Source organism: Pseudoduganella sp. R-43 (assembly GCF_049913255.1).
Taxonomy (GTDB): domain Bacteria; phylum Pseudomonadota; class Gammaproteobacteria; order Burkholderiales; family Burkholderiaceae_D; genus Rugamonas.
In genome coordinates this window covers 5,027,892-5,039,824 of record NZ_CP183988.1, presented here as the reverse complement: position 1 = coordinate 5,039,824, position 11,933 = coordinate 5,027,892, and the positions used below count along the sequence as shown (strand labels likewise).

The 11,933-nt window shown below is 64.5% G+C and carries 7 protein-coding genes; 6 read left to right on the top strand and 1 reads right to left on the bottom strand.

The genetic code is table 11. From position 1 onward, the window contains the following. Positions 1 to 25: 25 nt before the first annotated feature. Genes ACN9M3_RS22895 through ACN9M3_RS22885 form a run of 3 tightly spaced genes read left to right on the top strand, consistent with a single transcriptional unit; the run spans position 26 to position 5,967 of the window. Positions 26 to 1,966 (top strand): DUF6351 family protein, encoded by a 1,941-nt coding sequence (locus ACN9M3_RS22895; protein WP_426318726.1) that lies wholly within the window; start codon positions 26 to 28, stop codon positions 1,964 to 1,966. A gap of 11 nt (positions 1,967 to 1,977) precedes the next feature. Continuing rightward, a complete protein-coding gene (locus ACN9M3_RS22890; RefSeq protein WP_426318725.1) occupies positions 1,978 to 5,193 on the top strand; it encodes a DUF748 domain-containing protein in 3,216 nt (1,071 codons plus the stop codon). A gap of 9 nt (positions 5,194 to 5,202) precedes the next feature. Next, positions 5,203 to 5,967 (top strand): alpha/beta fold hydrolase, encoded by a 765-nt coding sequence (locus tag ACN9M3_RS22885; protein ID WP_426318724.1) that lies wholly within the window; start codon positions 5,203 to 5,205, stop codon positions 5,965 to 5,967. Here the strand turns inward: ACN9M3_RS22885 and ACN9M3_RS22880 are convergent. Then, positions 5,948 to 6,523: a hypothetical protein gene (locus ACN9M3_RS22880; RefSeq protein ID WP_426163004.1), complete on the bottom strand. Its 576-nt coding sequence runs from the start codon at positions 6,521 to 6,523 to the stop codon at positions 5,948 to 5,950. The two genes, ACN9M3_RS22885 and ACN9M3_RS22880, sit on opposite strands and share 20 nt — an antisense overlap. A gap of 102 nt (positions 6,524 to 6,625) precedes the next feature. Between ACN9M3_RS22880 and ACN9M3_RS22875 the strand changes: the two genes are divergently transcribed. The 3 genes from ACN9M3_RS22875 to tagF all read left to right on the top strand — a co-directional run bounded on the left by ACN9M3_RS22875 (position 6,626) and on the right by tagF (position 11,925). Beyond that, entirely contained in the window at positions 6,626 to 7,339 is a 714-nt protein-coding gene (locus tag ACN9M3_RS22875; protein WP_426318723.1) for a M15 family metallopeptidase, read from the top strand. A gap of 69 nt (positions 7,340 to 7,408) precedes the next feature. Continuing rightward, positions 7,409 to 10,972 (top strand): type VI secretion system membrane subunit TssM, encoded by a 3,564-nt coding sequence (gene tssM, locus ACN9M3_RS22870; RefSeq protein WP_426318722.1) that lies wholly within the window; start codon positions 7,409 to 7,411, stop codon positions 10,970 to 10,972. Continuing rightward, the gene (gene tagF / locus ACN9M3_RS22865) at positions 10,969 to 11,925 is read left to right on the top strand and encodes a type VI secretion system-associated protein TagF (RefSeq protein WP_426318721.1); all 957 of its coding nucleotides are present in this window, start codon (positions 10,969 to 10,971) and stop codon (positions 11,923 to 11,925) included. Before tssM ends, tagF begins: the two co-directional genes overlap by 4 nt. The last annotated feature ends 8 nt before the right edge of the window (positions 11,926 to 11,933 follow it).

Sequence of the window (11,933 nt, the reverse complement as noted above, 5' to 3'; positions counted from 1 at the left end):
CACTGGCTGGCAAGGAGGAGGCGCCATGAAAGCTTGGATATTGGCCGTCGTGACGGCTATCACCCTGGCAGGATGCAGCACCCCGCAATCGCACGAGCAACCACGCCAGCAGCAACCCTTCATTTGCCGGACGGTGGAGTCGGGCCTCGGCCAGCCCCTGGTCGATAACCAGCAGGGCATCGGCCATCCCGTGCGCGATGACGCCGGCAAGCTGGCCGGTTACAGCAGCCAGTGCGCCATCAAGCCGCGCATCCAGCATTTTTACTACACCGGCACGGGCTTCAAGCCGTTTGATATCGGGAACGGCTACCAATCGCCACCTGCCGATCTCAAGACGGTAGTCGTGAATGGCACGGTGGTGCCGTTTGTAGTGCGCGTGGAGGCCGGCACCATCAACCGTTTCATCTACACGATTGCGATGCTTGAGCGTGCGCCCTGGAACCACAAGCTGGTTTACTGGATGCGCGGCGGTGTCGGCATCGGCCACCAGCAAGGCACGGCAATGTGGTTCAGCGATGCCTTGAACGGCTCGGAGAAGCAGTTGATGCCGAAGCTGCTGGCGCAGGGCTATGCGATCGCCAATTCCTCCGGCAACGAGAGCGGCGTTCACTACAATATGCGGCTGGCCGAGGAGACGGCGGCGCAGACCAAGGCTTACTTCGTCGAGAAGTACGGCAAGCCGCTGTATACGATCGGCATCGGTGGCTCGGGCGGGGCGGTCCAGCAGTACATGTTTGCGCAAAATCGCCCCGGCCTGCTCGATGCGGGTATTCCGGTGCAGTCCTATCCGGACATGGTGACGCAATCGATACCGGTTTCCGACTGCCCATTGCTGGGGCAATACTTCCGCGACGAGGTGGCGCGCGATCCTAATTCGCCGTGGGCGACCTGGAGCCGCCAGTCGCTGGTGCAGGGCATGAATGCCAGCGACACCGTGAAGAATCCTTTTACCGGCAAGCCCGGCACCACCGAGTGCATCAATGGCTGGCGCTTTGCGATGCCGACGGTGCTGAACCCGCATTTCCGCGACAGTAAATTCGACAAGGCCATTGCCTTTTATGGTTATGCGCCGGCAGCTTTCGCCGGCGTGAAGTGGACGCACTGGAACGACCTGGAGGAGTTCTATGGTTCGGATGCAGAAGGTTTCGCGCCGATCCCGCTGGACAATGTGGGAGTGCAGTATGGCCTTGCCGCGCTGGTAGCGGGCAAACTTGGTGCCGATGAATTCCTGCGGCTGAACGCCTGCGCCGGAAGCTGGAAGGAACAGCGCGATTTCGTGCCGTATAAGCCTGACAGCGATCCTTTCGATTCGGCCAATATGCACCGTAGCGCGGCTTGCCGCGATCCGGCCGGGACACCGGCGCAGCGCCGGGAGGGCAACCAGGGGGCGATACGCGCGGCATTCGATTCCGGCCATGTGTTCACCGGCAAGCGGCTTGGCATACCGATGATCGACCTGCGTCCGTACCGCGAGGCGGAACTGGACATGCACAATGCACGGCAGGCGTTTTCGATTCGCGCCCGCCTGCTGGCGGCTAACCCGGGCGAAGCAAAGCGGCAGGTTGTCTGGTTTGCAAGGCCGGACACGGATCTTTCGGGGCAGGTGATGCAGGCGGTATCGGTGCTGGACAAGTATCTTTCCAGCGGCGGCGCGCCGGCCGAATTTGCCGACCGCTGCGTGGACAGCGCCGGCACCGTGCTGGCTTCCGGTCCGCAGGCCTGGGCCGGCATCCTGGATGGCGGCAAGCCTGGCGCCTGCACGCAGGCTTTCCCGATCCATGCCAGCCCGCGCATGGTGGCCGGCGAATCGATCCGTGGCGACACCTTCAAATGCCGGCTGAAACCCCTTGCGAAGGCCTATACTGACGGGACTTATGGGCCTGCAATAAGGTTCAGCGATGCGCAAAAAGCGTGGCTCTCCCGGATCTTCCCGCAAGGCGTGTGCGATTACAATAACGGGTTATGAAGATCCCACCATTGAAATACCTTGTTCCCGGCACCCTGGCCGGGCTGCTGCTTGCCTACACCGGCATCGGCTTCCTCGCCGTGCCGGCCATCGTCAAGTCACAAGCGGCCAAGCAGGCCTCGGAAAAACTGCATCGCCAGCTCAGCATCGAGGAAGTCTCGTTCAATCCGTTTACGCTGGCCGCCTCGGTGCGCGGCCTGAAGATGATGGAGCAGGATGGCAGCACTGTTTTTGCCAGCTTTGACCGGCTGGGAGCGGACCTGTCGTGGCAATCCGTCACGAAAATGGCGCCAGTCGTGCAGGAAATCCGGCTGACCAGGCCTTATGTGCACCTGGCGCGCAACGCCGATAACCGCTACAACATCGACGACATCCTGAAACTGATCGCGAGCCAGCCGCCGTCGCCTGAGCCGGCGCGCTTCTCGGTCAATAACATCCAGCTGGAGGAGGGCAGCTTGTCCTTCGATGACAAACCGGCTGGAGTGACGCATAAGGTGCAGGACCTGAAACTGGGTTTACCGTTTGTCTCCTCGCTTCCCGCGGATGTGACGATTTTCGTGGAGCCGCTGTTCAGCGCCAATATCAATGGCGCGCCGCTGCTCCTGAAGGGCAAGGCGCGTCCGTTCGCCGAGCCGAAAGACTATGCGCTGGACCTGAAGCTCGATAAGGCCGACCTGACCAGCTACCTGGGGTACCTGCCGTTCAAGCCGGGCTTCAAGCTGCCGTCGGCACACCTGGAGGCGCAGCTTAGCCTGACCGTGGTGCAGCCAAAGGAAAAACCGGCATCGCTGGTGTTGGGCGGGGAGGCGACGTTGTCCGGTGCGCAGTTGCAGCAGCTCGACGGCACGCAAGTGGCCAGGCTGGACGCCCTGAAGGTCAAGCTGGGCAAGCTGGACCTGCTGGCGCAGCGTTTCGAGATCGCGAAGGTCGGCATCGATGGGCTGGAACTCGATGTCAAACGCAGCAAGGATGGGGTGCTGAACCTGGATCAGTTGCTGCCTGCCGTCGCCCCTGCGCCGGCAGATGCGCCTGTGCCTGCGGCCAAGCCGGTAGCCACCGGGCCGGTCGTGCTGCTCAAGGAACTGGCTGTCAACGGGGCGGCGCTGCGCTATGCCGATGATACGCCGCAGGGCAACCTGCGCGCCGACCTGGCGAAATTTGGGCTGCTTGTGCAGGATATCGCTTTCGACGGCGCCAAACATACGCTGGACATCGCGTCTGTCAATTCGAGCAGTGCGCAAATCGACGTCCACCAGGGTAAGCAGGCCGGCAAGCCAGCCGGCGACCAGGCGGCAGCCAAGCCGGCAGGCGAAGGCACGACGCAGATCAGGATCGGCAAGGTGGAGATTGCCGACTGGGATGCGAAGTTGCGTGAGGACCTGCGTGACGAACCGACCGTGTTCAAGCTGTCGCCGCTGTCTCTGACCGTTGAAGGCTATTCCAACGCACCGGGCGCGGCTTCCGAAGTGGCGCTGAGAACCGCCGTCAATAAAGGCGAGCTGGAAATCAAGGGCAAGCTTGCGCCATCTCCGCTGAGTGCGGATCTGGCGCTGGAGCTGAAGAATTTCGACCTGCTGCCTTTGCAGCCTTATGTCACCGATTACGTCAACCTGCGCCTGTTGCAGGCTGACGTTTCCAGCAAGGCGCGCCTGCGGCTTGAAACGGGCAAGGACGGTGCGGTGGCCGGCGGTTTCAAGGGCGACGTCAGCGTGAACCGGCTTTCCACTGTCGACAAATCGAGCTCGAACGACTTCCTGAGCTGGAAAACGCTGGCCTTTGGCGGCATGGAGGTGAACTTCAAACCGTTCACCCTGAACATCGACCGCGTGGCGCTGGATGATTTCTTCGCCCGCGTCATCATCGACCCGAACGGCCGCCTGAACGTGCAGGACGTGATGCGCAAGGAAGGCGAAGAGGGCAAGAGCCTGACCGAGGCGGGCACGCGCGCCGAGGCAGTCAAGGATGCCAAGGCCAGGGCGAAAGAGGTGACGCAGGCAGCGCCGCCGCCAGCCGCCGCGCCTGCTGCGCCCAAGGCGACTGCGGCCAAGTCTGCGGAACCGCTGCCGCCGATCCGCATTGGCAAGGTGCTGCTTTCCGGCGGGCGCGTGCGCTTTACCGACAATTTCATCAAGCCAAACTACACGGCCAACCTGAAGGACCTGGGTGGCACGGTAAACGGCCTGTCGTCGGATCCGGCGCATGATGCAAACGTAGACCTGCGCGGCAACGTCAGCGGCGCGCCGCTGCTGATCGCCGGCCGTGTGCACCCGCTGAAGCAGGAGCTTTCGCTGGACCTGCGCGCGGAGGTGCGCGGCATGGAACTGTCGCAGCTGTCGGCGTATGCGGACAAATACGTTGGTTATGGCATCGAGAAAGGCAAGATGACGTTCGAGGTGGCCTACGCGCTGCAGAACCGCCAGTTGAAAGCCGAGAATCGCCTGGTGCTCGATCAGCTCACTTTCGGCAAGGAGAGCACGAACCCTGACGCCACCAGGCTGCCCGTGAACCTGGCGGTGGCACTGCTTAGCGACCGCAATGGCGTGATCGATATCAACGTGCCGATTGGCGGATCGCTGGACGATCCTCAGTTCTCGCTGGGCGGGATCATCCTCAAGGTGATCGGCAACGCCATCATGAAGACCGTCACTTCGCCATTCGCCCTGATAGGCTCCCTGTTTGGCGGCGGCGAGGAGTTGTCGATGCTGGAATTCGACCAGGGGCGCGCTGCGCTGCTGCCCGCATCGGAAGGCAAGCTGAAGTCGCTGGCCAAGGCGCTGACCGAGCGCCCTGGCTTGAAGCTGGATATTACCGGCCGCTTCGATGACGCGGCGGAATTGGAAGCGCTCAAGCACGTGGCGCTGGAACGCAAGCTGCGCCAGCTCAAGACGCGCGACCTGCAGGCGCGCGGTGCGGCGCTGCCGGAAGGCGGGGTAGTGGTGGCCAGGGAGGAATACGCCGGCTTGCTGGAGCGTGCCTACAAGGACGAGACCTTCGTCAAGCCGCGCAACGCGCTGGGCTTTGCCAAATCGCTCCCTGCGGATGAAATGGAAAAGCTGATGATGGCCAATACCAAGCTGGAACAGGACGATTTCATCACCCTCGGCAACCGCCGTGCGCAGGCGGCCAAGGACTGGCTGGTAAAGCAGGGCCAGGTGCCGCCGGAACGCATCTTCCTTGTTGCGCCCAAAGCCGGTGCCGCTGCCCGCGTCGACTTTGCCTTGCACTAGGAGCCACGCATGCCAACGCTGGAACTGGGTAGCGCGCAACTGCATTATGAGATGATCGAGGGCGATCTGAGCAAGCCATTGCTGGTGTTCCTGCACGAAGGCCTCGGCTGCATCAGGATGTGGAAGGAATTCCCGGAGCGGCTCTGTGCCGCCACGGGATGCGCAGGAATGGTCTACGAGCGCCAGGGATACGGGCAGTCTTCGCCGCAACCGGCGCTGCGCAGCATTCATTACCTGCACCAGTTTGCGCTGGCCGAACTGCCGGCAGTGATGGAGCGCCTGGCACCGGGCCGCGAACATATCGTGGTAGGACACTCGGATGGCGGCAGCATTGCCTTGATCTATGCGGCGGGACGGCCGCAGGGCTTGCGCGGGGTGCTCACCGCTGCTGCGCACGTGTTTGTCGAAGACGTGACGATCGAGGGCATCCAAACAGTGCTGGCGGCCCACAGCGCCGGCAAGATGCGGGCACTGGCGCGCTATCACGGCGACAAGGCCGAGCAAGTGTTTTCCTCCTGGGCCGATACCTGGCTGTCGCCCTGGTTCAGGCAATGGAATATCGAATACCTGCTGCCGGCGATAGCCTGTCCGTTGCTGGCAATGCAGGGCAGCGAAGATCATTACGGCTCCGGCGCGCAACTCGATGCCATTGAAAGGGGCACGCCTGGCGCCCGCCAGCTGCTCTTGCCCGGCTGCGGCCATAGCCCACACATCGAACTGCCGGATGCCGCCTTGCAGGCCATGGCGGCTTTCATCAATCCTTTGGCGGGGTAGGAGAAGGCTTCTGCGGCTTGGCATGCTTGAGCATTGCCGCCAGCAGGGTGACGTCTTCATCGCTTTCCGGTAGCGCGGTTGCGGCTTGCTGCTGCCTGCGCGGCGCACCTGGCGCCTTGGCGGAACGTGGGTGCGCCGGCTTTACGGTCGGGAGGGATGGCCCGGTGGTGGTCAAGCCGGGCGTGGACAGTTGCGGTGTGACGGCAGGTTCGCCCTGCGGCGCCACAGCGTTGACGATCGTCGCAGCCTGGGACGACGCGGCATCGCGCTCGGCGTGCCCCGGCGTTGAGGCCTGCGATGGTGCGGCCGGCAACGCCGATACCGGCGGCAGTTCCGGCGTAGGCCCATGGACCGGGCTGCCATCCTGAAGCCAGGCCCAGCTTGCGGCGGCTACGGCGAGCAGCGTCGCGATGGCCGCCAGACGGGCGCGCTGCGCCGCACTCCACCCGCTCCATTGGCGGGCCGGGACTGGCACGCTGCCGCCATTGGCCAGCCGCGCCAGGATGCGATGGCGATCGTCCCGCTGCGCGGGGCCTGTAAACAAGTCCGGCCGCATAAGTCCTCCCAAGCTTGATTTCGCTCGACCCGTCCGATTGCGGGGCGGCATAGGATTCCAGTGTCGCGCGCCAAATGCGCTTTCGTATTGATGGATCGCACCATGTTGCCATTTATCGTTGCGGGCATTTTCGTCGCGGCCAGCGCCGCCGGCTGGCTGTTGCTATTTCCGCCAAAGCGCCGGCCCAGCCCACGCCAGCGGCGCATGCTGTTGAGTGGTGTCGCGACTGCGCTGCTGGCAGCCGCGCCGCCATTGTTGGTGCGCCTGCTGCGTCCACGCCAGATGCTGCCGGCGTTCGACGACAGCAGCCGGCCTGCCGATCCGCAAATTGCCGCCTTGCTGCAAGGCGAACAACTGGTGCCGCCACTCCCGTTGCCGCCGCCGGCTTTCGCCACGGCGGAAGTGGAGTTGCTGCGGCCGATGCTGTCGCAGGCCGATCGCGACTGGCACCGGTTGGACAAGGATTTCGCGCAGCGCCTGCTGTTGGTGTTCAATGTCATGCGCGATCGGCACGGCTACGAGATGGCACTTCTGGAAGGTTACCGCAGCCCTGAACGGCAGGACCGGCTGGCCGCGGCGGGCGGCCATGTCAGCAACGCGCGCGCCTTCCAGAGCTACCACCAGTTCGGGCTGGCCGCCGATTGCGGCTTTATCCGTGAAGGAAAGGTGGTCATCAGCGAACGCGATCCCTGGGCCATGCGCGGCTACCAGCTGTATGGCGAAGCGGCGGAAGCGATAGGGCTGGTGTGGGGAGGCCGCTGGGCCATGATGGACTTTGGCCACACCGAATTGCGCGTACTCGAAACCAGGGCTTGAGGAGGCTCAAGAAGCGGCGCCCGGCTTGGTGGCAACATCGGCCAACCTGCCTCCCTTTTCGGGTCCATCATGCTGCAACGAACCTGGTACCTGCTCACCGACAGGCGCACCCTGAATGTCCTGGCCTTCGCATTGCTGGCGGGACTATTCCTGCTTGGCGCAGAACTCTTGCAACTGGCGCTGGTGTGGGCGCTGGCCGCTACCGCGGCGGTCGCATTGCTGGCGCTGGCCGTGCGGGGCGGCCGCCGCTACCTCTCTCACCGGCGTGAAGCCGAACCACCGCCGGCCGCGGAAACGCGCGCCGAGGCCGACCTGAATGCCGTTCGCAGCGCCATGCTGGAAGCCGTCGCCACGATCAGGAATTCGCGCCTGGGCCGAGCAAGCGGAGCACGCGCCTTGTACGAACTGCCCTGGTATATGGTGATCGGCAATCCGGCCGCCGGCAAAAGCAGCGCGATCACCCAGTCCGGCCTGCAGTTTCCGTTCGCCGATCCAAAGGCGGTCCAGGGCGTCGGCGGGACGCGCCAGTGCGACTGGTTCTTTACCGCCGAAGGCATCCTGCTTGATACCGCCGGCCGCTACGCGGTACAGGCCGTGGACCGGGAAGAGTGGCATGGCTTCCTCGGCTTGTTGAAGAAGCACCGGCCACGGGCGCCCGTCAACGGCATCATCATCGCGGTCAGCATCGCCGAGTTGCGCGGCGACGACACCGAGTCGGTATTGCAGCTTGCGCGCAGTTTGCGCCAGCGCGTGCAGGACCTGATCGAGAAACTCGAAGTGTTCGCGCCAGTGTATGTGATGTTCACCAAGGCCGACCTGGTGGCCGGGTTTGCTGACTTCTTCATGGACGCGGAGGCGGCCGAGCGCGAGCGGCCCTGGGGGGCCACAATGCCTTTCCGGCAGAAGGCCGGCTGCCGCGACATGCTGGCCTTCTTCGAGCAGAGTTTCGACGAGTTATGCGAAGGACTGCGCGAAATGGGGATCGCCACCATGGCCCAGCGCCGCCGCGAGCTGGTGCCCGCCGGCGTGCATACCTTGCCGCTGGAGTTCGCGGCGTTGCGCGCACCGTTGAAAGCCTTCTTGGCCACGCTGTTTGAAGACAATCCTTTCCAGTTCCGCCCCTTGTTCCGGGGATACTACTTTACCAGCGCGTTGCAGGAAGGACAGCCGCTGTGCGCGCAGTCGCTGCGGGTTGCGCAGCGCTTCGGACTGACTCGACCCGCCGAGCCGGAGCCTCGCATGGGAACGGGGACGCAAGCCGGATATTTCCTGCCCCGTCTTTTCCGTGAGGTGATCTTCGCCGACAAGGACCTGGTCTCCCAATATGCGACGCGCAGGCAGCGGCTGTTGCGCAACGGCGGCTTTGCCGTGGCGATCCTGCTGCTCGGCGTGGCGCTTGGCGCATGGACCTGGTCGTATTCGGGCAACGCGCAGCTAGTCGCCAATGCGGCGGCGGACCTGGACAAGGCTGTCAAGCTGCAGGCGCAACGCCCGGACCTGCAATCGCGCCTTGAAGCGCTGCAGCTCTTGCAAGACCGGATCGGGCAACTGGATACGCTGGACCGCGAATCGCCATGGCTGCTGGGCATGGGCCTTTATCAGGGCGAGGTGCTGGGCCGCAAGCTGCGCAGCGAGTACTTCAAGGGGATGGCTGAAATCCTGCTCAAGCCTGTCGCAGCCAGCCTGGAAACGCAATTGTTCGCCCTTGGACAGCGCGAGACGAGCAATGTCGAGGACTCCTATAACGCGCTGAAAACCTACCTGATGCTGGCCGATAAGGAGCATGCGGAAACCGGCCATCTGGGTGACCAGCTTACGCGCCACTGGCGCAGCTGGCTTGAGGCCAACCGCGGCGCCATGCCGCGCGAACAACTATTGCGCAGTGGGGAAGGCTTGTTATCGTTTTACCTTTCGCAGTTGAACGATCCGGCCTGGCCGCGCATCGAACCCAAGCTGGCGCTGGTCGATACGGCGCGCGAGCAATTGCGCCAGGTGGTGCGCGGCATGACGGCGCGGGAGCGCGTGTATGCCGAGATCAAGGCGCGCGCCAGCACGCGCTATCCAGCGATGACGGTGGCGCGCATTGTCGGGGAGCAGGATCGGGAGCTGGTGCAGGGCAGCCATGCCGTATCGGGCGCGTTCACGCGCGAGGCATGGGAGGGCTACGTCCGCGCTGCGATCCGCGAGGCAGCAAACAGCGCGCTGCAATCGCGTGACTGGGTGCTGAAAACGGAGGAGCGCACGGACCTGACGCTGGAGGGCAGTCCGGAACAGGTGCAAAAGGCGCTGACCGACAGCTACAAGGCGGAATACGCCAAGGAGTGGCAAGCCTTCCTGCAAGGCGTCGCGATTGCCGCAATGCCCGACTTTTCGCATACGGTCGAGGCCATGAACCGCCTGGGCGACCCTGCCATCTCGCCGCTGCTGAAGGTCTGGAGCACCGTGGTGGCGCAGACGGGGTGGGACAATCCGGGCCTGGCTGCGGCCGGCGCGCAACAGGCGGAACAGAGCCTGGCGCACTGGTTCAAGGCGCGGCTGTTCGAGCGCACGCCAACCGCAGGCGTGGTTGCGGCCTCGTTGCCGCAGGCCGGCGCGCTGGGCCGCGATTTTGCGCCGGTGGCCGGCTTGCTGGCAGCGCGTGACAGGGATGGCTCGCAGATGCGGACCTACCTCGACCATCTTTCGCGGCTGCGCGCACGCCTCAACGGCATCCGCAACCAGGGCGACCCAGGCCCGGGCGCCAGGCAGCTGATGCAGCAAACGCTGGAGGGCCCGGGTTCCGAACTGGCCGATGCGTTGCGCCATGTCGATGAACAGATGATGGCGGGGCTGGGGGAGGCGCAAAGGCAGGCGGTGCGGCCGCTGCTGGTGCGACCCTTGATGCAGGTCTTTGCGGGGCTGGTCGCTCCGGCGGAGGCCGAGATCAACAAGACCTGGCAGGCGCAGGTCTACGAGCCGTTCAACCGTACGCTCGCGGGAAAATTCCCTTTCGCCCCCGCCGGTAGCGCAGAAGCGAGCCAGGCGGAGATTGGCCAGGTGTTCGGACCGGATGGCGCAATCGCAAAGTTTGCCGGCAGCGCGCTGGGGGCGCTGGTCGTGCGGCGCGGCGACGTGCTGGCTCCGCGGACCTGGGCCGACATGGGCATCAACTTTGCGCCGCAGGCCTTGCAGCGCTTTCCGGCCTGGATGGCGCCAGTGGCGGCGGGCGGGGTTGCCTCCTCTACGCAAACGGTCTTCCAGCTCTTGCCGCATGCCGGCACCGGGTTGGCAGAATATTCGATCGAGATAGACGGCCAGTTGCTGCGCTTTCGCAACGGCGTGCCGCAATGGGCGAACATGGTTTACCCGGGGCCGCAGGGAAGCAGCGGCGTGCGCATCAGCGGCGTCACGCCGGACGGAAAGGTGGTAGAGCTGTTTAGCGAGAGCGGCGCCACCGGGCTGCGGCGGATGATCGATTCCGCCGCTCGCACGCGCAAGGAAGAGGGTGTGCATGAACTGCGCTGGAGCAGCGGCAGCGTGATGGTCGCGGTGGACTTGCGCATCACCAGCACGCCCGGGAGCGTACAGGGCGACGGCGGATTCCGGGGCATGCGCTTGCCCGAGGTAGTGGTCGGCAAAGGAAGCGCGCCATGAACGCCCAGTCACAGCGCGTCGCCTATTTCGGCAAGCTGCCTGGATGCGCTGATTTTGTGCGCTCGCCCGGCGACCAGGTATTGGTGGAGTTGATGGACCAGTGGCTGGCAGCTGTCATGCAGCGCCTCGCCGGTAATCCGCGTTGGCGCCAGCATTACGACGCATGCCCTCCGCTGGACTTTGCGTTTATCGGCACGCGCTCGCGCCAGGTTGTCTGCGGACGTCTGCTGGCCAGCCGGGACCAGTCCGAACGCCGTTTTCCTTTCACTTGCATGGCGGTGCACCAGGTCGCAAAGCCGCACGATTTTCTTCCCTGCAGCCCGCTGGCGCTGGCGCCGGCATGGGAGGGCCTGGCTGTCGCAGCCGGTGCAGCCACTGCTGCAGCCACCCGGCCTGTCGACGGCATCTTGCCTGTGGCCTTGCGCGAGCTGGCGCCGGCGCAAGCTTCACTGGATGACTACCTTGCGCACGCCTGCCTGGACAGCCTGGAAAATTCGCTGGCGGCGCAGCAGGGAAGCATGCCGGTACGGAACCTGCTGCTGGCATTGGGTTTGCTGTTGTCGCCGCTCAGCGAACACCCTCCGGTCACCGCGCGCAGCCTGGCGCTGCCTTTGCCGCGCGACGCAGTATTGCGTGCGCCGGTTGCCGCCTTCTGGATGTCGTTGGCTGCGCCGTTGCTGGCGCGCCAGGACCTCGAAATTGCGATGTTCCTCGCGCCTGTCGCCGGGCAGCCGTCGCTGGTCCTCGGGCTCGATGGCGCCAACCCGGCCAGCCTGTATTCCGTGATAGATCCGGAGGCGGGGCAGGATGGCATGGTGGTGCTTGGCGACTGCGCGTGGGCCGAAGCCGCGGCCCATGGCGATGCTCCCTTGCAGCGCCTCTCGGCATGCCTGGAACAGGGGCAGCTTGGCCTGCCCGTTGCCATGCAGCTGTTCCATGAAACCTTCTGCTGATAAGGGAG